Below are 25,561 nucleotides of genomic sequence, written 5' to 3' on the forward strand. Positions count from 1 at the left end.
AAGCGATGACCCTTCTTTTAGATGGAAAGACTCTATCAGAAAACATAAGAGAAGAGATAAGTAAAAGGGTAAAAGCTATAACTTCAAAAGGATACAGGGAACCCACCTTGGCTGTAGTTTTGGTGGGTAATGATCCTGCAAGTCATATATATGTCAGGAACAAGCGGAAAGCATGCCAAAAGGTAGGGATAAGATCCCTTTTTTATCATCTTCCTGAGAACACTACAACACCGGAACTCCTTGACCTGATAGCATACCTCAACAGTGAAGAAAAAGTAGATGGTATACTTGTCCAACTACCGCTACCTGAACACATATCCCAGCAAGAAGTGATACTTTCCGTATCCCCAAGAAAGGATGTGGACGGCTTTCATCCTGAAAACATGGGAAAATTAGTGGCTCGCATAGAAGGGGGGTTTATTCCTTGCACACCCCTTGGTATAGACCTACTTTTAAAACACTACCGTATAGACCCAAAAGGAAAGGATGTGGTGATAGTGGGTGCTGGCTTCATAGTAGGCAGACCTTTGGCACTTTTGATGCTGTGGAGAGATGCAACGGTGTCTGTATGCCACATACACACAAAAGATATAACAGTATACACTAAGAAAGCGGATATACTTATATCAGCAACTGGCGTACCACACCTTATAAAGGGGGACATGATAAAAGAAGGTGCTGTTGTAATAGATGTGGGCATATCCAAATTAGGAGATAAAGTGGTGGGAGATGTAGACTTTGATAGTGTAAAACACAAAGTAAGTGCCATAACCCCAGTACCGGGTGGGGTAGGTCCAATGACCATAACAGCCCTACTTTTAAACACTCTACAAGCTTACGAACAAAACATGGGATTAAAGGATGTGGGTCTTTGATGAGTACGCACAAGCATATGACCTTTGGTACGAAAAGCCCTTTGGAATGTCTGCATATAGGCTAGAGCTTGAGTGTCTCAGAAAACTTTACCAGCAGTCTGAAACCTCCTTAGAGATAGGAGTAGGAAGTGGGCGTTTTGCTTCCGCTTTGGGTGTGCGCTACGGCGTGGATACATCAAAAGAGCTTCTTAAGATGGCACTAAAAAGAGGCGTAAAGGGAGTATTGGGCAAAGCAGAAGATCTGCCTTTTAAAGAAGGTATCTTTGATGGGGTCTTAATAGTGGTTTCTCTGTGCTTTTTTGAAGATCCTGTAGCTTCTCTAAAAGAAGCCAATAGAGTGCTCAAAGCTGAGGGTTCTTTGTTGTTGGGACTTGTGCTTTCGGAAAGTCCTTGGGCAGAGTTTTACAGAGACAAGGCTAAAAAAGGACATCCCATATATAGCAGTGCAAAATTCTACACTTATAGCCAAATTATCACTTTTTTAGAGAATGCTGGATTTGGATCTGACAGAGTTTTCACCACCCTCTTTGAGGAACCGCAGGATGAGAAACCTATAAAGACTAAGGAAATAAGGGAAGGCTTTTGGAAAGAGGGTGGTTTCTTTTGCATAAGCTCAAAAAAGCTATCTCTTTAGGTCTTTTAGTTCTCTTGCTGCTGCGTAAAGGATCGCTTCTGCTACAATCTGACCGTCAACGGTCGCTTTACCCTTCATCTTGGAGAGAGCTTTTTTGAGAGATATCACTTCCAACTCAAGAAGAAGCTGGTCTCCCGGATAGACGGGTTTTTTGAACCTCGCGTCATCTATACCAGCAAAGACGATTGCATACTTGCCTATCTCCAAGCCAAGAGACTTTATCATGAGAATGCCACCCACCTGTGCCATGGCTTCAAGAATATACACACCCGGCATCAGGGGAAATCCTGGAAAGTGTCCCTGAAAGTAAGGTTCATTAGCTGAAACATTCTTTAGTCCAACTATACGCTTTCCCAGTTCTATCTCAAGTATCCTGTCCGCAAGAAGAAGTGGATACCTGTGCGGTAGGACCTCCATTATTTCTCTTGTATCCATCATCATATCAATTATAAAGCCTATTCATAAAAAATTCATCTTTTTTGTATATAATTACAGTTTAAATTTCATTTGGAGGTAGAACTATGAAGACGGTACTTTTGAGCGGAATTCTCAGCATTGCCCTTCTTGCGTCTTGTCAAAAAATGGAGACGCAGCAGGCAGAACAGCCAGCACAACCAGCACAACCTGCGCAACCTGCCCAACAAGCACAACCCGCACAGCCATCTCAACCAGCTCAACCTGAACAGCAGAAGCAAGAACAACCAGCCAAGCCTTCTGGTGAGCAAAAGCCTGCGGAACAAAAATCTCAAGGACCTGCCAAAGATATGACTGCTTTGGCCCAGCAAAAAGGCTGTTTTGCCTGTCACGACATAAACACCAAAAAAGTAGGACCAGCTTATAAAGATGTTGCCAAAAAGTTTGCAGGTCAGCCGGGAGCTGTTGATGAGCTTGCCAAGAGAATTAAGAATGGAGGAGTAGGAACTTGGGGACAGGTTCCTATGCCTCCGCAGAATGTGACTGACGAAGAAGCTAAGGAACTCGCCCAGTGGATTCTTTCTCTAAAATAAAGTCTCACTTTTTAGGTTTTGTTGAGCTGCACTTTAAGAAGCCTGTAGAGGTGTCCTGCTCTTATCTGAGGGACACCCTTTTGTTTTTCCTTTTTGCAGAATATTTTGGGCTTGACAACCCTTTAGGTATCTACGCTCTTGACCTTTACCCATACCTACTTGAGGAGTTCCACCTTTGGCACAGGAGCATAGGTATAGAGAAAAGTGGCTTTAACATATTCCCATGCTGTTAAGGGTAGTACTTTTTGGTGGTAAAGGTGGCGTTGGTAAAAGCACCTTAGCATGTGCTACAGCCCTTAAATTATCAGAGCATCATAAAACCCTATTGCTTTCTATAGATCCCGCTCACTCCCTTTCGGGTATACTTCAGACAAAGATAGGTTCTGAGATTTCTAAAATAACACACAACCTTTATGCACAGGAGTTATCAGCGGAGGAACTCGTAGAAAAATATTCAAATAAAGTCCTTTCTGCTTTAAAGGAAGTTATTCCCACATTGAGATCAGGACTTGAAGAGTATACAAAACAATTAAGGTATTCACCTACTGCTTTAGAAACAGCTTTACTTGACCGTTTAGTCGACTATTTTGAAGAACCCTTTGACTTCATAATACTAGATAGCGCTCCTACAGGGCAGATGGTGAGATTTTTTTATACCATGAACTCACTGGAAAATTGGTTTTCTTTTCTTGAAAAGATAGCAGAAGAAAAGCAAAAGCTTGAAAGTTTTATGGGAAGGAAAGATAGTCTTATTGAACTGTTAAGAAGTAGAAAGGAGAGAGTAAAAAAGGTTATAAAGGTATTAAGAGAAAAAGCCATTATATTTGCAGTTACTAACGAAGATCCGCTGTCTATAGAAGAAGGGGATAGCCTTCAGAAGCATCTTAGGGACTTTAAGGTGTATAAGGTGATAAATAGGTGCAGGCTTGAAGAAACACCTTCCCTTAAGATCCCATACTTAGAAAATCCTTTTGGTATTGAAAACTTACGAAAGCTTCGTATAGATGATCTTGTAAAAGTTATTGTTTCCACTGAGTCCGTTTGAAAAATCCCAGAACAAGCAATAAGAAGCATTTTCGCTAACTCATAGCTCATCACCCTGTCCCATCTGACTCCGTTCTTCATCGCGTCCCTTACATACCTTCTTTTTTAATTTTTACGAAAAAAACACTCAGAAAAGCGTCAGGTCTGTGAATATCAGTACGCTCCTGCGTGGTTTTATCCTTGAGGCGGGTATGTCTTCGCAGGTTAGTAGCTTTTTTAAGACATCTCTCTTATCCTCACCTTTTATAAAAAATACAACCTTTTCTGAGAGATTTATAAACTCTTCTGTTAGACTGAGCCTTATAAGACCGTCGGGGGATGTGCTCACGCAGACCTCTCTGGTTATCCTTCTGCATTCGGTATTAGGAAATAAAGATGCGGTATGACCGTCTTTGCCCACACCCAGAAGAACCAAGTCAAGACATCCAAGGCTTTGGAGCTTTTGGGAGTACATTAGGGCGCTTTGGTCAGGTGGCAATGATGTGTCAAAGCAGTTTATACCCTCAAAAAAAGGCTTGAGGTTTTTGCAGTTGCTCCTGTCATCTTCAACAGGAACATACCTCTCGTCGGTTAGGAACAGGTTAATCTTGGTCCAGTCCCTTTGAAGGTTTGAGAGAATACTGTATGCTCCTAAGGGGGTTTTGCCACCAGCCAAGGCTACATTAAAACTGCCTTTTTTGTTGATAAATACACGTGCCAAGCGTATGATGTAGTGAGCAACTCTACTATCTATATTCTTATTGGTGAGGATCTTATAAAATCCACACCTTTCCATCTTTTTCTATAAGTTTGTTTGCTTGCTCTGGCAGTGTTCCCGGCTTGTAGGTGTAAAGGGGCATATCTTCCTTTATTATGGGTTCTACTATTTCCCACATGAGCTCTACCTCATCCCCCCTTATAAAGAGAGATCTGTCTCCCTGTACTATATCAATAAGGAGGTTCTCATAAGCCTCAGGAAGCTTTTGACCTGTTAGGTTATACTCCATAGTTGTCTCTACAGGGCAAGCTATAAAGCCTCCAGCAGGAGGTCTAAGTTCAAAGTGTATGGCTATTTTATTTTCAGGTGATGCTTGAAATACTATTTTGTTCTGTTTGGGTGTGCAGTCAAGTAATTTAGCAAAGCTTTTAGGTACCTCTTTAAAAACCAAAGCTATCTGACTGAGCTTTTTAGAAAGCTTTTTCCCAGTCATTAGATAAAAGGGAACATCTTGCCACCGGAAGTTGTCTATGTAAAGCTTAACTGCGACGAAGGTCTCTGTGTTTGAGTTTTCTTTTACACCCTTCTCAAGTGAGTAGCCTTCGTACTGTCCTTTTACAGCATCTTTTTGACTTAATCTTCTTACGGACCTTAAGAGCTTTGTCTTTTCATCTCTTATGAGTTCAGGATCCATACAGCAGGGTAGCTCCATTGCGGTAAAGGAAAGCATCTGAAGCATGTGGTTCTGAAGCATGTCCCTAATGGCACCCACACCATCGTAATAATCTCCCCTTCCTTCTATGCCTATGTCCTCTATGGCTACTATTTGAACATGATCCACAAAGTTTTTGTTCCAAATACCTTCAAAGATGGTATTAGACAGCCTTAATGAGAGAATGTTTTGAACAGTTTCTTTACCTAAAAAGTGGTCTATACGGTATATTTCTTCTTCCACGAAATAAGTATGAAGTATCTGGTTTAGTCTGCTTGCGGATGCAAGATCAAAACCAAAGGGTTTTTCTACTACTATCTTTCTCGGGTTTGTAAAGTTTCTAAGAAGCACTCCTAACTTTCTTATGGCTGTTTCAAAAAGAAAAGGAGAAAGTGCCAAGTAAAATATAATTTCTTGACCTCTGAGTTTTTTCAATACCTTAGCTAACTCCTCGTAGTAGCTTTCTTCTTTTACATCAAACTGTATGAAGTTGTTAAACTTTTCGGGATCAGGTGATTTGCTCACAAGGTGTTTCCACTCTTGGCTTTCTTCTCTTGCAAGTGAATAGACCTTGTAAAGACCTTCAAGCTTACCCTTTGAGTAAAGACTGTATAAAGCGGGAAAGAGCTTTTTTCTGGCTAAGTCTCCCGTTCCACCCAGTATAAAAAGGGAAAACTTTTTACTCATCTTTTTTCCTGACTTGGTGTCTACCAAACTCATATCTAAGGCCAGCCAAAAGCCTGTCTCTGAAAGAGTTTTCCTGCCTGGACCTGAATCTCATAAAAAGGGCATCTGCTATGGTAGGCACAGGCACACCTCTTTGGATAGCTTCCAGCAGGGTCCACCTTCCTTCTCCCGTGTCTTCTACATACGCCTTTAGATCCTCAAGGTCTCCAAACTCCTCAAAGACCTTCTGGGTGAGTTCCATAAGCCAGCTTCTTATAACACTTCCTGCGTTGTATATTCTCGCTACCTGTGAAAGGTCATATCCAAACTCACTCTCTTTTAGAAGTTCAAAACCCTCACCTATAGCCTCCATAATGGCATACTCAATACCGTTGTGCACCATCTTGGCAAAGTGTCCCGCTCCTGACATACCCAAGTAGGCATAACCTCTTCCTTCGTAAGACAGATCTTTGAGCGCTTCCTCTATAAACTCAAAAGCTTCTTTGTCCCCACCCACCATAAGACAATAACCCACCTGCTCACCATACACACCACCACTTACACCCACATCAAGAAAGTGAATTCCGCGCTCTTTAAGTTTTTGGTATCTTTTTTGAGAATCTCTGTAAAAAGAGTTTCCTCCATCCACCACTATATCCCCTTCTGACAGAAAAGGCATAAGTTCATCAAGCACTTGATCCACAGCTTCATGGGGCACCATAAGCCACACAAACTTCCTCTGACTTTCAAAGAAATCCTTTAATTGGGATAGATCATCAAGTATGTGTGCAGTGTCTTTAAGAACTTCTCTGGCTTTCTCATCCCTGTCATACCCTGCCACATAATGTCCTTTTGACTTTAGCCTTCTGATTATACCCCCACCCATCCTACCAAGTCCTATCACGAGGCATTTCATAGGGTAAAATATAAATCTGGAGGTTTGAAATGTTTGAGGGTTTTGAGGAGATAACAGACAAAGAAATTTACGACAAAGCATTGGCAGGAGAAAAACCCGCTGTAGTTATCTTTACACAACCAAACAATCCTCAAAATGAAGCTTTCTACAAAGTCCTTTCAAAGTTCCAAAAGCTTTATGGAGACAAGGTGAATTTTTACTACATGGATGTGGAAAAGAACACAAGCGCTGAGGATTTGGGTATATTTGTATTTCCCGCGGTGCTATACTTTAGAGATACTATGGAGCTAGAAAGACACGACTATCTGCCTTCGGAAGAAGAGGTGGAAAGGGCTATCAGGAGGCTTTTGAGGTTGTGAATATCCTGTGGGCACCTTGGAGGACCAATTACGTGGAGAATATAGACAGGATAAGCAACTGCTTCCTTTGTGATGCGGTAAATCAACCAAAGGAAAAGTGGAGAGAATACTTAGTGTTGTATGTAGGGAAGAGGGCTTTTGTGATTTTCAACAAGTATCCCTACAACGCCGGTCATTTGATGGTATCACCTATATCGCATACGGGAGATTTTACCTCACTTGATGATGAGACCTTGCTGGAGATAAATAAACTCACCAAAGCGTGTATAAAAGCTCTGCAGGTTTGTATAAAGCCTCACGGATTTAATTTAGGCTACAACCTTGGTAGGTCCGCAGGTGCTGGGCTTGAGGACCACATTCACCTTCACATAGTACCAAGATGGAACGGAGATACCAACTTTATGCCTGTGCTATCTGAAACTAAGGTCATATCTCAAGACCTTTACGAACTTTACGATAGGCTAAAACCCATACTTGATGGTTTTATAGATGCTACTTGAGGTAAATAAACTCAATCTTTGGTATGGAAACAGACACATCCTAAAAGATATCAGCTTCAGCGTGGATAGCGGAGAGATACTCTGCATAGTAGGAGAATCAGGTTCTGGTAAATCTTCCATTCTTCTCAGCATTATGGGGCTACTACCAAAGGGCTCAAGGATTGAAGGAAGCATAAAGTTTAAAGGAGAGGAGCTACTTGGACTTTCTGAAGATCAATACAGAAAGATAAGAGGAAGACACATATCCATAGTGTTTCAAGAGCCTTCTGCTTACCTTGACCCTCTTTTCAAGATAGGTACTCAAGTAGAAGAAGCTTACATTGCTCACTTTGGGAAGTCGGGAGCAAAAGAGAAAGCCCTTCAGGCGCTAAAGGATGCAGGAATAAAAAACGCAGAAACTGTATATCGTATGTACCCACATCATCTCTCTGGAGGTATGAAGCAGAGAGTTTGCATAGCTATAGCCACTGTATGTGATCCGGATTTAATCTTGGCGGATGAACCCACTACAGCCCTTGATGTATCCATACAGGGGAAGATACTCAGTTTATTCAAACACATAAGAGACAAAGGCAAAGCGATAATTTTGGTGACCCACGACTTTGGAGTGGTAGCAGAAGTGGCAGATAGAGTTCTTGTCCTCAAAGATGGATGTATAGTAGAACAAAAGGATGTTTATAGCATTTTTGATCATCCAGAGCATCCTTACACAAAGGAGCTTCTGAGTTCATTATGATGAAAAATAGAATTATCATAGTGGGAAGGCCTAATGTGGGAAAATCCACACTCTTTAATAGGATAATTGGTAGAAGAAAGAGCATAGTCTATGATCTGCCGGGAGTGACGCGCGACATTATAGAGTCCGAGGCAGAGTGGAAAGGCAAAAGGTTCATAGTAGCGGACACGGGCGGTATTTTTGAGAGGGGCGGTGAGCTATTCAAAAGCATAGAGGAGGAAGTTAAAAAGAACTTGTCTGATGCTAAAGCCATACTGTTTGTTGTAGATGCAAAAGAAGGGCTCACAGAAGCGGATCGCTATGTAGCCAAAATGCTCTATCCTTACAAAGAAAAGGTGTTTTTAGTAGTTAACAAAGTGGATAACGAAAAACTTCAAAGGCAGGCTTACGACTTTTATTCCTTAGGGTTTGATAGAGTTTTTTTGGTGTCTGCTCAACACGGTAGAGGTGTTGATGAGCTTTTGTCTGCTGTATGTGATCTCTTAGAAGATGAACCTACAAAGCTTGAGTATGAAGGGATAAAGGTTTCTTTTGTAGGAAGACCCAATGTAGGCAAATCTTCTTTGATAAATGCCATACTTGGAAGCCAAAGGGTCCTCGTGTCTCCAATAGCAGGCACCACAAGGGACGCAGTGGAGATACCTTTTACTTACTCAGATCAAAAGTTTGTGCTCATAGACACCGCAGGTATAAGAAGAAGGACAAAGGTAGAATACGGAGTGGAGTTTTTCTCTGTAGGCAGAGCCATAAAAGCCATAGAGCTATCAGATGTTTCCTGCTTAGTTCTTGACATGTCCGAAGGCATAACCCATCAGGATCAAAAAATAGGTGGTCTAATAGAGAGGCGCTACAAAGCCTGTGTGATAGTAGGAAACAAGTTTGACCTTGTAAAGACAGACAAAAATAGTGCCCTTGAGTATGTGAAAAGACAGCTTTCTTTTCTTGATTACGCACCCGTTGTGTTCACATCTGCTTTGAAAGGTGTAGGTATTAACGAGCTTCTCCATGCTGTAGTTTTAGCTTACCAAGACTACACCAAAGAACACAAAACATCCTTTATTAACAGAGCTGTGCAAAAGGTGATGGGAGAAAAACCCCCACCCGTATACAAAGGTAAAGAGGTAAAGGTTTATTACGCATTTCAAGAAGGGACAAAACCACCTACTGTTGTGATTATAACTAACTATCCAGAAGGTTGGAAGGAAAGTTATAAAAGGTTTTTTGTAAGAAAGCTGAGGGAGCATCTAAGGATAAGACACTCCCCCATAAAGCTCATCATAAGGGGCAGAGAGGCTTAAGAGCTTACAAAGGAAAAGCTCTCTCCATCGTAATCCACAACTACGGTAGTGTTATCCTTTATCTCACCTTTTATTATCTTTTCCGCAAGAGGTGTTTCCAAGTATCTCTGAACCACTCTTTTGAGAGGTCTTGCTCCGTAGGCTGGATCGTATCCAAGCTTCACTAATTCTTTTTTGGCTTCTTCTGTTAGCTTTAGCTTTATACCTCTTTCCTCAAGCCTTTTGTTGACAGACGCTACAAGCAGGTCCACTATCTGCAGGAGCTCTTTCATGGTAAGAGGTTTAAAGACTATCACCTCGTCTATCCTGTTTAAAAACTCGGGTCTGAAGAAGTACTTTAGTTCCTCAAGCACCTTTTCTTTTGCTCTTTGAAATTCCCTCTCTACCGCCTGATCATCACCATCAACAGAAATGTTTAGAAGGTACTGAGAGCCTATGTTGGATGTCATGATGATCACTGTGTTTCTAAAGTCTACAGTCCTACCGTGAGAGTCTGTCAGTCTTCCGTCATCAAACACCTGCAGGAAAAGGTCAAACACTCTTGGATGTGCCTTTTCTATCTCGTCCAGCAGGATGACTGAATAAGGCTTTCTCCTTACTGCTTCTGTGAGTTTTCCGCCCTCTTCGTATCCCACGTATCCGGGTGGTGCGCCTATGAGCTTTGCAACACTGTGCTCTTCTTTGAATTCTGACATGTCAAGCCTTATGAGGGCATCCTCATCACCAAAAAGAAGTTCTGCAAGAGCTTTTGAAAGTTCAGTTTTTCCTACACCAGTGGGTCCTAAAAATAGGAAGGTAGCTATGGGTCTCTTGGGATCTTTTAGTCCTGCTCTTGCTCTTCTGATGGCTTCAGCAACCGCCTTTACCGCATGCTCTTGGTCTATCACCCTTCTGTGGAGTTCTTCTTCAAGCTTGAGTAGTCTTTGCATCTCCTCTTCTTTGAGCTTTGATACCGGTATGCCAGTCCATTCGGAAACCACCTGAGCTACATCGTCCCAACCTACCACAAGGGCTTCCGCTTTCTTGCTCTCCAATTCTTTCAGTTCCTTCTCCAACTTGACCTTTTCTATCTTAAGCTGAGCTTCCCTCTCGTAATCCCCCCTTTCTGAAGCTTTGATGATCTCTTGGTCAAGCTCTTCCATACGCTTTTTTATTTCCTGTATCTTTACATCTGTACCACCTATCTTGCTTAAAAGCTCCTGTTTTTCTTTTTCAAGCTGAACCTTCTTTATCTTTAGCTGGGCTTCCCTTTCATAATCGCCTTCTAAGTATGCCTTTTGTATCTCTTCATCTGTTGATCTTATTTTCCTTTCAAGCTCTTGGAGTTCCGGTGGTAAAGATACGACGGAAAGCTTTTTCCTTGCACTTGCCTGATCAAGCGCATCTATGGCTTTATCAGGAAGCTTTCTGAAAGTGACATACCTTTTGGTTAGCTTAACTGCTGCGTGCAGAGCTTCGTCTGATATTTTTACCTTGTGATGCTGCTCTAGTTTAGGCCTCAAACCTTTAAGGATCTCTAAGGTCTCTTCTTCCGTGGGTTCATCTACGTATATGGGTTGGAAACGTCTTTCTAAGGCTGGGTCCTTTTCTATGTATTTTCTGTATTCGTCCACAGTGGTGGCACCTATAACCCTTATTTCACCTCTTGCCAGAGCAGGTTTTAGCATATTGCTTGCATCTACCGCAGTTCCTTCTGCTCTGCCGGCACCTACAACAGTATGAACTTCATCAATAAAGAGTATCACATTCCCCTTTTGTTTTACCTCCTCAAGCAGTGCCTTTAACCTTTCCTCAAACTCTCCTCTGTATTTAGAACCAGCCAGCAAAGACCCCATGTCTACAGCTATTATCTCCTTGTCTTGCAGTTCCACAGGCACCTCTTTTGAGACTATCCTCTGAGCTAAACCTTCCACTATAGCGGTTTTACCTACACCTGGGTCCCCTACCAGTACGGGATTGTTTTTGGTTCTTCTTAAAAGCACTTCGATCACTTGGTTTATCTCTTTTTCTCTGCCTATAACAGGGTCAAGTTTACCCTCCCTTGCCATCTGGGTAAGGCTAACCCCAAACCTCTCTAAAGGAGACTTTTCCTCTTCTTTTAGTTCTTGGGTTGTGTCTTTCATCTTTTCACCTCCTAAGATATCTTCTAATAATTTACCTCCTATAGTTTCTTTGGCTTCCATAAGCGCAGAAGCTATGTGGTAAGCCTCTACGCGAGACAAACCTTCTTGTAGGGCTTTGTTTTGAGCTTTCTCTACTACCTTTATAAGCTCCTCTGAATAATCAAAGGCGGGTTCTTTACCAAACACCCTTTTGGCTATTAGGTCCTTTATTCTATCAGGAGATACTCCCAACTCTTTGACTTGTTTGAGAAGTGCGCTATCTTCCATAGCTTTTCTTATCAAACCGTCTATAGTGAGCCTGTTTTCAAGGAAAGCTCTCACATCTTCCTGTTTGAACACGCTTGAAAGGCTTTTCTCTACGCTTTCTAACCTACTTTTGTACTGCTTTTCTATACTTTCCAATCTTGCATACTCCACCTGAAGGCTTTGCAAACTCCAAAAGTCTCCGTAGCGCCTTGCCCTCTCTATCTCTCTGAGGAGTTCTTCCTTTGTTCTTCTTATCTTTTCCAGCTCCATTTGAACGGAAGCTATGTCAGACTTCACTTCCATTATCTTGCTTCTAAGGTCAATAAGATGTTGTGCTTCCTGATGCGCTGCCTTTTCCACCTGCTCACTTAGTTTTCTCAGGTACTCACTTACCCTTTTGTAAAGTTCCTTCCTGTCTATACCCCTTCTCTCTATGTACTTAGCCAGCGGAGAGCTCTCATCAGAAAGGAAGGAAAGTAAAAGATGGTCTGTGTCTACCTTGGTATCACCGTATGACTTAGCTATCTCCTTTGCCTTGTTTAGATACTCCAAAGCCTTCCCAGAAAGAAGGTTCTCACTAAACATTTCCCTTAACCTCCAAAATTAAATTACTTTTATAATATTTCTTTAGTATATTTTTGTCAAGTAAAAAGGGGTGCATCTTTTCTGCCGAGCATGTAGTATAATTCCGTTATGTGTGGTATCATTGGTTATGTTGGGAAGAGCCCTGCGCTTATAGTTTTGCTTCAAGGTTTAGAAAGACTTGAGTACAGAGGTTATGACTCCGCTGGTGTAGCTCTGATTGAAAACGGCAGGATCTTTGTAGAAAAGAAGGTAGGTAAAATAAGAGAACTTGTCAGGAGCTTGTGGGGTAAATCCCTTAACGCTACTGTAGGTATAGGACATACAAGGTGGGCAACTCACGGTGAGCCTTGTGAGATAAACGCTCATCCCCACACAGATACGACCGGTGAGATAGCGGTGGTGCACAACGGCATAATAGAAAACTACAGGGAACTCAAAGAAAAATTACAGGCACAAGGTATAGAATTTAAATCTCAAACAGATACAGAAGTAATAGCTCACCTTATTTCTAAACACTACAGGGGAGACCTTCTGTCTGCGGTGATGGAAATTATGCCTATGCTTAAAGGTTCTTACGCCTTTGCGGTCATAACAAGCAAAGAACCTTACAGGATCGTGGGCGTAAGGAATGGGAACCCCTTAGTGGTGGGTATAGGAGAAGGAGAAAATTTCTTAGCCTCAGATATTCCGGCAATTCTTCCCTTCACAAGACACATAATACCCATTTCCGATGGTGAGATAGTAGACCTCAGGGTAGACGGTGTTGATATATACGATGCGGAAGGAAACAGATTAGTAAAAGATGTAATAAGCGTGCCTTGGGACATTATATCCGCAGAAAAGGGAGGGTTTAAACACTTTATGCTCAAGGAGATCTTTGAACAACCCAGAACAGTAGGAGACACTATAAAGGGGTATATATCAAGGGACTATATTCTGCCTTTTAAGCTAAGGGAATTCAGAAGGATAATTCTTTTGGCATGTGGCACATCTTACCATGCTGGTTTGGTAGGAAGCTACTGGATATCTAAGTATCTTCAAGTTCCCGTAGAAGTCATGTACGCTTCTGAGTTCAGATACGCAGATATACCTGTAGATGATAGAGACCTGGTTATAGCCATATCCCAATCTGGGGAAACAGCAGACACGCGCTACTCTGCGCTCTCAGCTAAAGAAAGGGGTGCTACTGTCATATCTTTGGTTAATGTAATGGGAAGTGCTTTAGATAGAGAATCAGACTACACTCTCTACACACACGCTGGGCCAGAGATAGGCGTTGCAGCAACAAAGACTTTTACCTCTCAGTTAGCGGTGCTTTACAGTCTTTCCGTTTCTCAGCTACCCAACAGGGATGAGTACATGGAAAAACTCTCTGCAGTACCCAACATGATGGAAGAAGTTTTGGGGAATGCGGAGAATGTAAAGAAAGTAGCCCTAAAGTACACCAACAAAAAGAACATGCTTTATTTGGGTAGGTATCTCAGTTATCCAGTAGCCTTGGAGGGTGCTCTAAAGCTCAAAGAGATCTCTTACATACATGCGGAAGGTTATCCTGCGGGAGAGATGAAGCACGGACCTATAGCTCTCATAGACGAAAACATGCCCGTTGTGGTGGTTGCTCCAAAAGACAGAGTATACGAAAAAACCCTTTCTAACATAGAGGAAGTGCTTACCAGAAAAGGGATAGTTATAAGCGTAGGTTTTGCAGGTGATGAGAGGCTAAAAAGCATGTCCAAAGACTTTATAGGCATACCCAGTGTGGATGAGGACCTCTCACCCTTCTTGACGGTGATCCCATTACAGCTTTTTGCTTATTACATTGCGGATCACTTGGGGCTTGATGTGGACCAGCCAAGAAACCTTGCTAAAACAGTCACTGTTGAATAACGTTAAGCTCATTAGGATAAGGTTCAAGATAAACCTGATGCGTAAGGTACTTCTCATCAAATCTGTAAGACCAGCTCTTGATTATTTCGAGCAGTGTGTAAAGATCTCTCTGCCCAGCTTTGTAGCTTTCCACCAAACTGTAAAAATGCTCTTTCTCTGACTTTTTTAACGCTCTTGACAGGTGTCCCATTATGTGTAAAAGGGTGTTAGCGTGCTGTCCTTTTGTGGGTCTTCTTTTGAGCGCTTCCATAAAAAGTATCCCGTACTTGCTTAAAGCTTCCTTAAAGTTTTTCTTTGCCTCTGCTACAAGCTGTCCCATCTGTTTGAGTTTTGCCTGAGAGTGTGCCATAATAAGGTACTTGTAGCGACTGTGAAATTCCACAAGGTCTTTTACATCTTGAGCTCTTGAGAGGAACTCCCTAAGATCAGCAATGGCGAAGAGCCTGACCAAAAAGTGTTCCCTGATCTCCTTGTTTTTTAACCTTCCTTCATCCTCTACAGGCAGTAGCTGATACCTTTCAAGCACCTGTATGGCAAAGAGCCCCTTTCCCCTACCGTAGAACTCCTTTCCCTGAGGGTCTTTGTAAATCTTTGTGTTAGAAACCCCACAAGATGGAGACTTGCTCTTTAACAAAAATCCATCAACGGCTTCCAAAGAATCCAAAAACTCTTTGCTAAAAGAGAGCATAAGCTGTGTAATATCCCTGCCAGTAGAAGGTTGTATGAGTCTAAGACTCTCTCCTTTTTGGATTATCACCTTGTCCCTTGGCACACCCAAGCCTATGGACACTTCTGGGCACACGGGTATTACATGGCAGTACTCTCTGAGTTTTATGGCAAAGGGATCTTTTACTACCTCTCCGTTGTACCTCACAGTCTGAAGGTCAAGACAGGCGCTCATAACAAGTAGTGGTTTTGGAAACTTCCTCATGTAGAATTAATTTAATGCTAAAAGTGGGACTAACAGGCAACATAGGTTGTGGAAAATCTACAGTAGCGTCTATGTTCAGGGAGCTTGGTGCTTATGTGTTTGACGCAGACATTATAATAAGGGGTTTTTACGAAGAAAAGGGAGAGGTATACAAGAAGGTAGTTGAAGCTTTTGGCAGTGCTGTACTTGACCAGGAGGGAAACATAGACAGGAAAAAGCTCGCTCAGATAGTCTTTTCTGACAAAGAAAAGTTGAGAGTTTTGGAGGAGATCACCCACAATGCTCTCTACAAAAGGCTTGATGAGGAGTTCAAAAAACTTCCGCAGAATGCTATAGCTATTGTAGAGGCAAGCCTCCTTGTGGAGAAGGGCACTTACAAGAACTACGACAAACTTATTGTGGTTTATGCACCCTATCAAGTTTGTAAAGAGAGGGCTCTGAAATCTGGCTTTTCGGAGGAGGACTTTGAGAGAAGATGGAAGCACCAATTGCCACCTGAAGAAAAAGTCAAGCATGCGCACTTCATCATAGATAACTCAGATGGATTAGAGCATACAAAGAGGCAAGTTATAAAAGTGTATGAAGAGCTTTTAAACCTCGTCCGTTAATCTATCAGCCAGATAGTCCGCTAAATGCATCACTTCCTGGCCAGTTTTGTGTTTTATAGTACCGTCCTTTAGATTCAGCACGCATCCCGGACATGTGGAAAGCACCACCTGTGCACCTGTACTCGCAAGGTCTTCTATCTTTTCTTTTTGTATTTGGTCTGATATTTTGGGATTTGTTATGGAGAAAAGACCTGCAAAACCACAACAGGATTTGTCTTTCTGTGCTTTTTTGACCTGTGCATTCTCAACAGAGTTCATAACAGAATAAAACACCTCATCTTTTACTTTCATGGCGCTGTAAGAATGACAAGGCACGTGGAAGGTAATTTTCTCGCCTGTACCTCTGAACTTTAGCCCTTCTTTGAAGACTATCTGTGCAAAGTCATAAACCTCTTTGTTAATCCCGTAATCCTCCTGCAAGGCGCCACCGCATGTGGGACAGGCAACCACTATAGCATCATAGTCGTATTTTTGCATCTCCTTTATGTTGTGATCTCTTAGCTTTTCAAAGGCAGGTATGTTCCCAGAGTAGTAGTGGGGCGCACCACAACATCTTATGTCTTTGGGAACTATTACTGTGTAGCCAGCTTTATTCATGAGCTTTATCACGCTCTCACCCGTTTTTCCATAAAAAGCATCTATCATGCACCCTGTAAAAAATAGGAGCTTACCCTTTTCTTTTTGAGCTTTAAAGACCTTTCCTCTGAGTCCAAAAGCCTTTGCAGTGGGTTTAGGCATAAACTTGACCGCTCCTGTGGGGAAAGGTGTCTTTATCTCTTTTGCTGGTAGAAGGCTCATAACTCTGCCAGCAAGCTTTAGTGCGGACCTTCCGGGTTTTGTTTGCATAAGTTCAAGAGCCTTTAGTCCTGCAGACTTTACCCAGCCAGTGCCGAGCTTCTCTTTCTGCATGTGCTTGGCATACACCAAAATCTCCTTGTATTGCACATTGTTAGGACAGATCCACTCACACCTTCTGCACATGGCACACTCGTCCCACTGTCTTGCAACCTCCTGATCCAGCGGAAGTTCTCCTTTTATTACCATCTCTGCAAGGGCAAGCCTTCCCCTCGCAAAGCTCCTTTCTTCTTGATTTACCGTGTATGTAGGGCAGACTGACTTACAGAGTCCACACTTTACACACTTTTGAGCTAAATCTAAAGGAATTTCTAAAAATCTTTCCATAGTTAAACTAAATATAGTTTGTTCGTTAGTGTTAATATATGACGGCGTTAATAAAAATAAAAAAAACCCCCTCCTCGGGGGTTTTCTGGAAAGGGACTGGAAAAAAGGGGCGGAATTATGCAAACATATCTCTGTAGAGTCCCTTTGCCCACTCTATGTACGCCTTATAATTGCTCTCCTTTGGTTGTTCGTCTAACTTAACATCAGCAAACTCAAACTTTCCACCACCAAGATACTTGTAAGTTAAGTCTATCCATATGGCTCCGTCAGGTGCAACCGCAGAATAACATAGGGTTCTTGGAGGCTCATACGCTATATCCTTACCTGAAATCTTTGCAAGGATAAGTTTTGCTACATAGTGAGCCTCTGTATTAGCTGTATTACCACTCTTTGAGAAAGGCTGATTTCTTGAATCTCCTGTTACATAAACCCTTTCATCACCTACTGCGTGGTACTTAAGAGGATCAATTTCTGGCCACCTCTCACCCTTTTTGACAAGACCTGCTTTGAAGACTATATCTCCCGCTTTACACATAGGATATATGGCGCCATCATCAAAGTCTATGTCTCCATAAGCTTCCGTTGATATTTTACGACCGTTTACATCAACAGACTTTATGCCTGCGTTGGGGTAATACTCCACATAGCCTTTTACTAAATTGTCCCACGCGTAATGGAAACCCTTTGCCTTAACGGGAGGGTCTGGGTGGTTGTCCACCAGCACCACCTTACCCGGTATATTGTTCTTCTTAAAGTACCAAGCTATGAGGGTTGCCCTCTCATAAGGCGCTGGCAGACACCTGTAATCAAGACCAGGTGGCACGGTAAGAACAAAGTTTCCCTTCTCAAAGTTCTGTATCTTTTGCTTGATCCTTATATGTTCTGAGGCAGGAATAAAACCAGCAGGATAACGCACCTGTGCTAGCTCTATATCCTTAGGATCCTTTATCCATGCCTCGTAATAATAATCTATGCCCGGTGCAAGCACGAGATAGTCGTAGCTGATAACGCCCTTATCTGTGTAAACCTTCCTTCCTCCCCTGTCTACATCTATCACAGAAGTACCTGTGAGCATGTGATAACCGTGCCTATTAGCGGGTGTAAGAAAGTCATGCATAAGAAACTCAAGATTTACAAGATTCACCAGCCAAAGGTTGCTTACTGGACACGAGAAAAACTCTTGCCTTTTGTCAATGAGAACCACATCCACATTTGGATTACCCTTCTTTATATACTTGGCTACAGTCAGTCCAGACCAGCCTGCACCAACTATAACTACTCTTGGCGAATTTCTGGAGGGTTTTGGAAGACTGAGCTCCTCCATTTTTTTGGCAAAGGTAAAACTCCCAACACCACTCAGCAAAGACGTTGCGATCACGCTACTTCCAGAAAGCTTTAAAAAGTCCCGCCTGTCTAACTTCATCTGGTGCACCTCCTCTCTATTTTATTTAGCAAACTCTGTGCCATAAAGAAGCATTCAGCAGACACCTCTTTTGCACTGCAAAAAGACTACTTGAAGATGACAAGTATGACTTAGATTAGTGACACTTTTGTCTTTGATATACTATAAACTTCATGGAGGGATTTCACATATTTGATGCCTTTGAAGAAGAAGTGGTTGTCATAAGCAAGGACTACAAGATACTTTATGCCAACGAAAAGTATGCCAAAGATATGGGTTATTCTTCAAAGGAGGAAGTTATAGGAAAAGAGTGTTTCAGAATTTCCCATTACAGGGATGAACCTTGCGACGGTGAGTGCCATCCGTGTCCCTTAAAGGAAATAGAAAAGACTGGGAAAGCGGTTAATGTAATACACACTCACTATACTCATGATAAAGATGAGTTCCCTGTAGAAATATGTGCTTATCCACTTAAAAATGGTTCTGTGCTACAGATAATAAGGAACATAAAAAACGATAAAGAAAAGTACTATTTATTTAGTCTATCCCAAAGGCTAAGTTCCATATCTTACCTTGCCTTAGGCGTTGCTCATCAGATAAACACTCCCCTTAACATCATATACACATGCGTGCAGATACTTGAAAAAGAGTACGGAGAAAAAGAAGAGATAGAAAGGATAAAGGAAGCTGTATGTACCTGTAAAGATTACATAAGCAAGCTTCTCCTCATGGTGCGCAACTCTAAAGAGAGAAGCCTTGTTGATATAAGGAAAGCTGTGGAGGATTGCGTGGAGCTTCTGAGTATATACGCAGAAGACAGAGGTGTGATCATAGAAAAAAATGTGCAAGAGTGCGGTTTTGTTTTAGGAAGTGAGGCAGACTTGAGACATGTAATAACAAATCTCCTTGTGAATGCCATTGATGTATCTGACACTGGGAAAAAGGTTTATGTAAAAACCAGTGTGAACGGTAGTTATGCGATGATAGAGGTACAAGACGAGGGTCCTGGGATACACCCAGAGGAGCTAAGTAAAATATTTCTACCCTTTTATCAGGGTAAAGCGAGAAAAAATAAAGACGGATGCGGTTTGGGACTTGCTATAGTGAACAGCGTACTCAAGGACATGGGTGGTAGCGTACATGTGGATTCTCAACTGGGCAGAGGCTCAACCTTTGTTGTTAAGCTCCCTCTCCTTTAGAACTTTTAGCTTTCTGTAAACAGTCCTTTTACTACATCTTAGAACCTTTGCCACTTGATCAACATCTTTTAGGACTTTCAAAAGGTAAGCTGTGTATCTTGCCTCAAGAAGTTCAAGGTCAGGCATATCCTCAAATAATTCTTTCTCTAAGCTTTCGTGCTTTTCGTAAGAAGCAAAAAGGTAATTGTCTATGTATTCTTCTTCCGCTAAAATGCAAGCTCTTTCAATGAGGTTTTTTAACTCCCTGATGTTTCCCTTCCACGGATAGTTTTTTAGCTTTTCCATAGCTTTAGTGCTTATCTTTTTGTTCCATCTGTTCAAAAAGAAACGGACTAATAAAGGAATATCTTCTTTTCTCTCCCTGAGAGGCAATAATCTTATCTCAAGCACAGATAATCTGTAGTAAAGGTCTTCCCTAAACTGTCCTTTTTCACATAAAGCTTTGAGGTCTTTGTTGGTTGCGGATATGATCCTTACATCTGCAAACTCCTCCTTCACAGAACCTAATCTTCTAAACCTCTTGGTTTCTATAAACCTTAGTAATTTAGGCTGTATGTGGGTTGGAAGCTCCCCTACTTCATCTAAGAAAAGAGTTCCACCTTTTGCCATTTCAATGAGTCCCTTTTTCCTTTGAGAAGCTCCAGTAAAGGCTCCTTTTTCATGTCCAAAAAGCTCACTTTCAAAAAGTTCATGAGGTATACAGGTGCATTCTACAACAAGAAAAGGTCTATCTCTCCTATGAGAAATCTCGTGTATGTACCTTGCCAAAACTTCCTTGCCTGTTCCCGTCTCACCTATTAGGAGTATGTTTGTGTCAGTTTTGGCATACTTTTCGCAAAGGGAAAGAATTTTTGCAAATTGGGGGTTTTTCGTTTCAAGGGTGTAATCCATACCCTTTTTGATAAGCTCTTTTAGCGTCAAGTTTTCTTCTTCTGTGAGTTTTTCCTTTACAGCTCTATTTATATCAGCTTCAAGGATATCCAAATTGAAGGGTTTTTGTATAAAGTCATAAGCACCCGCCTTTATGGATTCTACTGCGGTTTTTATATCACCGTATCCCGTTATGACTATTACTTTTGCATCGCTTAGCTCTTTTACCTTTCTAATTGCCTGCACACCTTCTGCATCGGGAAGCTTAAGGTCAAGAAGGACTACATCGTAGGACCCTTGATGGATAGCTTCAATAGCTTCTTGAAGGCTACCAGCACCTGCACAGTTATACTGGCTTTTTGATAGAGCCTTTATGAGTGCGTTTCTCAGGTTAGTATCATCTTCAACTATCAAAATGTTTACCATAATTCATTCAAGCTTGTATCCAAAGCTTTTAACAAGTTCGGGTCTTTTTCTCCAGTCGGGCTTTACCTTTACCCAAAGCTCCAGGTAGACCTTCCTTCCCGTTATGAGCTCCAGCTCCTCCCTTGCCATTTTCCCTATGGATTTTAGCCTCTGTCCCCCTTTGCCTATGATGATGGGCTTGTAATTTTCTCTGTCTATAATTATCTCTCCCTTTATCACCAAAACACTTGGGTCGTGGCTTCCTTCGGATATTTCTGTGATGGCTACCGCAACACCTTGGGGTATCTCTTGATGTACCTTCATTAAAACCTTTTCTCTGATTATCTCTGCAGCCAAAAGGCGCAGGGGAAGGTCTGTGATCATCTCTGGAGGGAAGAGGGGCTCACCTTCCGGTAGATACTTCAGGATAGTTTTTATAAGCTCATCCACATTGTAGCCTTTTAGGGCGCTTATAGGCACTACTTCTTTAAACTCAGGATGTTTTTTGAGTATCTCTTCCGCTAATGGAAGAGCCTGACTTACGTGCCCAACTTTATCCACCTTATTTATCACTAAGAAAAGGTGCTTTTCATTAGATAAGGGTTTTATGTAGTTAGAAAACACAAGCTCATCATCATCTTTCCAACCATCTTCTGCATCTATCATAAAAAGTATAATGTCCGCATCTTCTAAAGAACTCTTTGCGGTATCCACCATAGCTTCACCTAAGGCATCCCTTGGCTTGTATATGCCAGGAGTATCAAGAAAGACTATCTGAGCAGTTTCGGGTATGTTTTTAACACCAAGCACCCTTATGCGCGTAGTCCCGGGCTTGGGAGAAACGATGGAGACTTTACTACCTATTATCTGGTTCAGGAGCGTAGATTTACCTACATTGGGCTTTCCCACTATGGCTACATAACCAAACTTCATAACTAACATTATAGAGCCTGAGCAACAAAAAAGGCGTAAACTTCTGATGCACCAACGTAAAGAACCAGCTCAGCCAGTCTCGTTATAGTAGCACCTGTAGTGAGAACATCGTCAAATATAAGCACCTTTTTATCTTCCAGAAGGTCTATAACCTCTTCCCTGAGCTTGTGGCTCTCTACCGCTTTTAGCCTCTCTTCTTTGCTTAGTCCTGCGAATGGACCACCAAAACCTATCCTTTTAAAAACCTTCACAAAGGGAACATTTGCACCTTTGAGCATCTCCTCCGCATGGTTAAACCCTCTTGACCAGTACCTTCTTATGTTAACCGCTGGGCAGGTTATCAGGTCAGGGTTTATAATCTCTATGTACTCCCAAAGATACGGGGATATGACTTTTCCAATATGGTGCGCAAGAGAAACATTAGCACCAAACTTTGCGCTTAGGATGAGGCTTTTTAGCACACCTTCGTATCTTCCAAACACCCTGTAAGAGCTCACATACTCAAGTCTTCTGTACTCTAAGGGATGGTAAGGTTTTAGGCTTTCAAGACACGCATTACAAAAGTATCCTTGGTCTTTGGAGTAAATGGGACCACCGCAAGATATACACTCCTCCTCACACAGACCTGAAAATTTTACAAGCTGTGCAAAAACTTTAATCATAATCTATATTATTATTTATGGTGGATATTAAAACAGTAGAAAAGACTGCCCATCTTGCAAGAATACAGCTCAAAGAGGAAGAAAAAGAGGTCCTTGGCAAGCAGTTTCTTGACATACTTGCCTTTGTAGAGCAACTTCAGGAAGTAAATACAGAAGGTATAGAACCTTATCAACACAGCATGTGCACACCCATGAGAGAGGACCTGCCCGGTGAGTGCCTCAGTCAGGAAGATGCGGTCTTTAACGCACCGCAGAAGGAAAAGGGATTTTTTGTAGTGCCAAGAGTAGTGGAGGTATGACCTTATGACAGAAGAAAAGCAAGTCTTAGAAAAAAGAAAAGCCCTTGAGAGCGTGCTTGTTGGCATAGAAAGAAAGTTCGGCAAGGGTTCCATAATGCCACTTAAAAACGCGGAGAAGGTAAAGGTGGATGTTATACCAACGGGTTCTTTAGCCTTAGACATAGCCACAGGTATAGGAGGCATCCCGAAAGGTAGGATAGTGGAGATATACGGTCCTGAGTCTTCCGGTAAGACTACACTGGCACTGCATGTGATAGCATCCGCCCAGAAGATGGGAGGCGTTGCAGTGTTTATAGATGCGGAGCACGCTCTTGACCCTAAGTATGCGGAAAAGATAGGTGTAGATACAGAAAACCTTTACATATCACAACCGGATTACGGCGAGCAAGCCTTAGAGATAGTAGAAAGCCTCGTAGCCAGCAACGCAGTAGATGTTATAGTTATAGATTCCGTTGCTGCACTTGTTCCAAAGGACGAACTGGAAGGAGAGATGGGAGAGGCTCATGTAGGAAAACAGGCAAGACTCATGTCTCAAGCTCTTAGAAAACTAAAAGGCATGGCACATAGAGCAAACACAGCTATAATATTCATAAATCAACTGAGAGAGAAGATAGGTGTTATGTTTGGAAACCCCGAAACCACACCGGGTGGAAGAGCTTTAAAGTTCTTCGCAGATATGAGATTGGATGTAAGAAGGGTTGGAGACATAAAAGACAGCAATGACAAAGTAGGCAACAGAGTAAAGGTAAAAGTGGTAAAAAACAAACTGGCACCACCTTTTCAGGAAGCTGAGTTTGATGTTATATACGGTGAAGGTATATGCAAGCTTTGTGACCTTATAGACATAGCCACAGAGTTGAAAGTGCTTGCAAGAAGTGGTGCGTGGTACAGCTATGGAGATATAAAACTTGGTCAGGGTAAGGACCAAGCTAAGAAGTTCCTTATGGAAAACCCCAACTTGGCAGAAGAAATAGAGCAGAAAGTCAGAGAGGTTGCAGGGCTTGCTCCAGCTGATACTTAAAAAAGCCATTGAACTGTCCGCTTCTGATGTTCACATAAAGTCAGGTAGCCAGCCTGTCATAAGAACCAAAAAGAAGCTCATAAAACTAAGTGATTTTCCCATCATAGAAGAGAAGATGATGGAGCTATTTGTAAAAGAGGTTTTGGAGAAAAACAGGAGGAAAATGGCTGAGTTTGAAGAGCTCGGTGAGACAGACACTTCTTACTCCCTTCCGGGCGTAGCGCGCTTTAGGGTGAACATATACAAACAGAGGAACTCTACCGGTATGGCTTTCAGGGTAGTACCCTTTAATGTGCCACCTTTTGAGAGCCTAAACCTTCCCGAGGTGATGCGAAAGGTCATTTTAGAAAACACCAAAGGCTTTATACTCATCACAGGTCCTACGGGTTCTGGCAAATCCACTACACTTGCATCTCTTATTAACATTATCAATAAAACGAGGGATAGCGTGATAGTGACCATAGAAGACCCTATTGAGTATCTTTTCAGAGATGAAAGGTCCTTTATAGTGCAGAGGGAGGTGGGGATAGATACATCTTCTTTTGCAAGAGGTCTAAGAGCTGCTCTAAGAGAAGACCCTGATGTGATAATGGTGGGAGAGATAAGAGATAGCGAAACCGCTCAGATATGCCTTCAGGCTGCAGAAACTGGACACTTAGTGTTCTCAACCCTTCACACCCTTGATGCAAAAGAAACTATAAACAGGCTTATAGGCATGTTTAACCTTGAAGTTAGAGAGCAGATAAGGATACAGCTTGCAGAAACCCTGATAGCCATATTCTCTCAAAGGCTCCTCCCAAGAGCGGACGGTAGAGGAGTCATTCCCGCGGTAGAAGTTCTTATAAATACAGCATCTATAAAAGAATGTATCCTTGATCCCACTAAGTTTGACGAAATTCCCATGCTCATGGAAAAGGGAAAGAGTATTTATGGCACGCAGACCTTTGATCAGCACCTTGAAGAGCTCTACAGGAACGGCCTTATAGACTATAGCACCGCTCTTCTTTATGCCAATAAGCCCGGAGACCTTGAGCTTAAGTTAAAAGGTATATCCTCTGGAGGTAGGGGTTTCTTCTGATGAAGATAGCCATAGACGGTCCTGCGGGGAGTGGGAAAAGCACCATAGCCAAGATCCTTTCAGAAAAACTAAACCTTCCCTATCTTGACACGGGAAAAGTTTATCGGGCTTTTGCTTACATAGCAAAAGAGGAAGGTATAGACATGACAGATAAAAAACAAGTTCTTTCTCTGTTTGATAAAGCACCTGTGGTGAATATAAGCGTAGCAAAAACAGAGATAATTTTTAGAGGCAGGTGCCTTGATGTGGAGCTAAAAGGAGAAGAGATAGGCAGATACGCATCTATAATGGGAAGCATCCCTGAGTTCAGAGAAAGGATGGTTAAGTTTTTTAGGAATCTTGTTGGTGATACGCAAGTAGTTGCAGAGGGTAGAGATGTAGGCACTCACATATTTCCAGACGCACCCATAAAACTTTTCATAACCGCAAGCCTTGAGGAGAGAGCAAGAAGAAGATTTCTTGAGCTCTCTGGTGTGAGTTTTGAAGAAGTCCTTAAAGCGCTCTCAGAAAGAGACAAAAGGGATATGGAAAGACCCATCTATCCCTTTAGACCTGCAGAGGATGCCATCATTGTGGATACAACGGGAAAAAGTGTAGAAAAAACCGTTGAAGAAGTTTTAGGAATAATAAAAAGAAAAGCCCCACAGCACAAGCTGCGAGGGTAAGAACACGGGAAAAGCCTTTTT

General features: G+C 42.1%; 27 protein-coding genes. 16 read left to right on the top strand and 11 right to left on the bottom strand.

What is annotated here, in order from left to right:
* Positions 1-5 precede the first annotated feature (5 nt).
* Positions 6-875, top strand: coding sequence for a bifunctional methylenetetrahydrofolate dehydrogenase/methenyltetrahydrofolate cyclohydrolase FolD (folD, locus tag CP948_RS00735; protein ID WP_096600080.1), 870 nt, complete (start codon positions 6-8; stop codon positions 873-875).
* Positions 862-1,509 carry a class I SAM-dependent methyltransferase gene (locus CP948_RS00740; protein ID WP_096600082.1) on the top strand — a complete coding sequence of 216 codons (648 nt, stop codon included), beginning with the start codon at positions 862-864 and terminating at the stop codon, positions 1,507-1,509. Before folD ends, CP948_RS00740 begins: the two co-directional genes overlap by 14 nt.
* Here the strand turns inward: CP948_RS00740 and fabZ are convergent.
* Positions 1,498-1,944: a 3-hydroxyacyl-ACP dehydratase FabZ gene (gene fabZ, locus CP948_RS00745; RefSeq protein ID WP_096600803.1), complete on the bottom strand. Its 447-nt coding sequence runs from the start codon at positions 1,942-1,944 to the stop codon at positions 1,498-1,500. The two genes, CP948_RS00740 and fabZ, sit on opposite strands and share 12 nt — an antisense overlap.
* Positions 1,945-2,273: 329 nt before the next feature.
* Here fabZ and CP948_RS08905 point away from each other — a divergent pair, with 329 nt between their 5' ends.
* The 3 genes from CP948_RS08905 to CP948_RS00760 are packed head-to-tail and all read left to right on the top strand — an operon-like array spanning position 2,274 to position 3,561.
* Complete coding sequence (locus CP948_RS08905; RefSeq protein ID WP_219350202.1) at positions 2,274-2,516, top strand: c-type cytochrome; 243 nt, start codon at positions 2,274-2,276, stop codon at positions 2,514-2,516.
* Entirely contained in the window at positions 2,495-2,749 is a 255-nt protein-coding gene (locus tag CP948_RS00755; protein WP_096600086.1) for a DUF7990 family protein, read from the top strand. Before CP948_RS08905 ends, CP948_RS00755 begins: the two co-directional genes overlap by 22 nt.
* The gene (locus CP948_RS00760) at positions 2,740-3,561 is read left to right on the top strand and encodes an ArsA family ATPase (RefSeq protein ID WP_096600089.1); all 822 of its coding nucleotides are present in this window, start codon (positions 2,740-2,742) and stop codon (positions 3,559-3,561) included. The genes CP948_RS00755 and CP948_RS00760 overlap by 10 nt, the downstream gene beginning before the upstream one ends.
* A 126-nt stretch (positions 3,562-3,687) precedes the next feature.
* On the opposite strand, the gene pgl is transcribed toward CP948_RS00760, so the two are convergent.
* Genes pgl through gnd form a run of 3 tightly spaced genes read right to left on the bottom strand, consistent with a single transcriptional unit; the run spans position 3,688 to position 6,551 of the window.
* A complete protein-coding gene (gene pgl / locus CP948_RS00765; RefSeq protein WP_096600091.1) occupies positions 3,688-4,335 on the bottom strand; it encodes a 6-phosphogluconolactonase in 648 nt (215 codons plus the stop codon).
* Complete coding sequence (gene zwf / locus CP948_RS00770) at positions 4,313-5,689, bottom strand: glucose-6-phosphate dehydrogenase (protein WP_245810030.1); 1,377 nt, start codon at positions 5,687-5,689, stop codon at positions 4,313-4,315. The genes pgl and zwf overlap by 23 nt, the downstream gene beginning before the upstream one ends.
* Positions 5,649-6,551 carry a phosphogluconate dehydrogenase (NAD(+)-dependent, decarboxylating) gene (gene gnd / locus CP948_RS00775; protein ID WP_096600093.1) on the bottom strand — a complete coding sequence of 301 codons (903 nt, stop codon included), beginning with the start codon at positions 6,549-6,551 and terminating at the stop codon, positions 5,649-5,651. The genes zwf and gnd overlap by 41 nt, the downstream gene beginning before the upstream one ends.
* Before the next feature lie 29 nt (positions 6,552-6,580).
* Between gnd and CP948_RS00780 the strand changes: the two genes are divergently transcribed.
* From CP948_RS00780 to der, 4 genes are read left to right on the top strand one after another with little or no spacing between them, the layout of a single operon-like run.
* Positions 6,581-6,910 (top strand): thioredoxin family protein, encoded by a 330-nt coding sequence (locus CP948_RS00780; protein ID WP_096600095.1) that lies wholly within the window; start codon positions 6,581-6,583, stop codon positions 6,908-6,910.
* The gene (locus tag CP948_RS00785; protein ID WP_096600098.1) at positions 6,907-7,410 is read left to right on the top strand and encodes an HIT family protein; all 504 of its coding nucleotides are present in this window, start codon (positions 6,907-6,909) and stop codon (positions 7,408-7,410) included. Before CP948_RS00780 ends, CP948_RS00785 begins: the two co-directional genes overlap by 4 nt.
* Positions 7,400-8,146, top strand: coding sequence for an ABC transporter ATP-binding protein (locus tag CP948_RS00790; protein WP_096600100.1), 747 nt, complete (start codon positions 7,400-7,402; stop codon positions 8,144-8,146). The genes CP948_RS00785 and CP948_RS00790 overlap by 11 nt, the downstream gene beginning before the upstream one ends.
* Complete coding sequence (gene der / locus CP948_RS00795; RefSeq protein WP_245810031.1) at positions 8,143-9,444, top strand: ribosome biogenesis GTPase Der; 1,302 nt, start codon at positions 8,143-8,145, stop codon at positions 9,442-9,444. The genes CP948_RS00790 and der overlap by 4 nt, the downstream gene beginning before the upstream one ends.
* Here the strand turns inward: der and CP948_RS00800 are convergent.
* Positions 9,441-12,398 carry an AAA family ATPase gene (locus tag CP948_RS00800; RefSeq protein ID WP_096600104.1) on the bottom strand — a complete coding sequence of 986 codons (2,958 nt, stop codon included), beginning with the start codon at positions 12,396-12,398 and terminating at the stop codon, positions 9,441-9,443. The two genes, der and CP948_RS00800, sit on opposite strands and share 4 nt — an antisense overlap.
* A gap of 108 nt (positions 12,399-12,506) precedes the next feature.
* Here CP948_RS00800 and glmS point away from each other — a divergent pair, with 108 nt between their 5' ends.
* Positions 12,507-14,285 carry a glutamine--fructose-6-phosphate transaminase (isomerizing) gene (glmS, locus tag CP948_RS00805; protein WP_096600106.1) on the top strand — a complete coding sequence of 593 codons (1,779 nt, stop codon included), beginning with the start codon at positions 12,507-12,509 and terminating at the stop codon, positions 14,283-14,285.
* Here glmS and CP948_RS00810 read toward each other — a convergent pair.
* Positions 14,272-15,216, bottom strand: coding sequence for a YbgA family protein (locus CP948_RS00810; RefSeq protein WP_096600108.1), 945 nt, complete (start codon positions 15,214-15,216; stop codon positions 14,272-14,274). The two genes, glmS and CP948_RS00810, sit on opposite strands and share 14 nt — an antisense overlap.
* Before the next feature lie 14 nt (positions 15,217-15,230).
* Here CP948_RS00810 and coaE point away from each other — a divergent pair, with 14 nt between their 5' ends.
* Positions 15,231-15,824 (top strand): dephospho-CoA kinase, encoded by a 594-nt coding sequence (gene coaE / locus CP948_RS00815; protein WP_096600110.1) that lies wholly within the window; start codon positions 15,231-15,233, stop codon positions 15,822-15,824.
* On the opposite strand, the gene CP948_RS00820 is transcribed toward coaE, so the two are convergent.
* On the bottom strand, positions 15,807-17,006 hold the full coding sequence (locus tag CP948_RS00820) for a (Fe-S)-binding protein (protein WP_096600112.1): 1,200 nt from the start codon (positions 17,004-17,006) through the stop codon (positions 15,807-15,809). The two genes, coaE and CP948_RS00820, sit on opposite strands and share 18 nt — an antisense overlap.
* Positions 17,007-17,121: 115 nt before the next feature.
* Entirely contained in the window at positions 17,122-18,429 is a 1,308-nt protein-coding gene (locus CP948_RS00825) for an FAD-dependent oxidoreductase (RefSeq protein ID WP_096600114.1), read from the bottom strand.
* Positions 18,430-18,581: 152 nt separating this feature from the next.
* Between CP948_RS00825 and CP948_RS00830 the strand changes: the two genes are divergently transcribed.
* Complete coding sequence (locus CP948_RS00830) at positions 18,582-19,607, top strand: PAS domain-containing sensor histidine kinase (protein ID WP_096600116.1); 1,026 nt, start codon at positions 18,582-18,584, stop codon at positions 19,605-19,607.
* Here the strand turns inward: CP948_RS00830 and CP948_RS00835 are convergent.
* From CP948_RS00835 to CP948_RS00845, 3 genes are read right to left on the bottom strand one after another with little or no spacing between them, the layout of a single operon-like run.
* Positions 19,575-20,903, bottom strand: a complete 1,329-nt coding sequence (locus CP948_RS00835) for a sigma-54-dependent transcriptional regulator (protein ID WP_096600118.1) — start codon at positions 20,901-20,903, stop codon at positions 19,575-19,577. The genes CP948_RS00830 and CP948_RS00835 overlap by 33 nt on opposite strands.
* A gap of 3 nt (positions 20,904-20,906) precedes the next feature.
* Positions 20,907-21,815, bottom strand: a complete 909-nt coding sequence (era, locus tag CP948_RS00840; protein ID WP_096600807.1) for a GTPase Era — start codon at positions 21,813-21,815, stop codon at positions 20,907-20,909.
* 8 nt (positions 21,816-21,823) lie between these two features.
* A complete protein-coding gene (locus CP948_RS00845) occupies positions 21,824-22,477 on the bottom strand; it encodes a ComF family protein (RefSeq protein ID WP_096600120.1) in 654 nt (217 codons plus the stop codon).
* 17 nt (positions 22,478-22,494) lie between these two features.
* On the opposite strand from CP948_RS00845, the gene gatC reads away from it, so the two are divergent.
* Genes gatC through cmk form a run of 4 tightly spaced genes read left to right on the top strand, consistent with a single transcriptional unit; the run spans position 22,495 to position 25,540 of the window.
* Complete coding sequence (gatC, locus tag CP948_RS00850; protein ID WP_096600122.1) at positions 22,495-22,776, top strand: Asp-tRNA(Asn)/Glu-tRNA(Gln) amidotransferase subunit GatC; 282 nt, start codon at positions 22,495-22,497, stop codon at positions 22,774-22,776.
* Between the two features lie 4 nt (positions 22,777-22,780).
* Positions 22,781-23,797, top strand: a complete 1,017-nt coding sequence (gene recA / locus CP948_RS00855) for a recombinase RecA (protein ID WP_096600124.1) — start codon at positions 22,781-22,783, stop codon at positions 23,795-23,797.
* Complete coding sequence (locus CP948_RS00860; RefSeq protein ID WP_096600125.1) at positions 23,778-24,875, top strand: type IV pilus twitching motility protein PilT; 1,098 nt, start codon at positions 23,778-23,780, stop codon at positions 24,873-24,875. The genes recA and CP948_RS00860 overlap by 20 nt, the downstream gene beginning before the upstream one ends.
* Entirely contained in the window at positions 24,875-25,540 is a 666-nt protein-coding gene (cmk, locus tag CP948_RS00865; RefSeq protein ID WP_096600127.1) for a (d)CMP kinase, read from the top strand. Before CP948_RS00860 ends, cmk begins: the two co-directional genes overlap by 1 nt.
* Positions 25,541-25,561: the final 21 nt, after the last annotated feature.

The sequence above is a fragment of the Hydrogenobacter hydrogenophilus genome (genome assembly GCF_900215655.1).
Lineage (GTDB): Bacteria > Aquificota > Aquificia > Aquificales > Aquificaceae > Hydrogenobacter > Hydrogenobacter hydrogenophilus.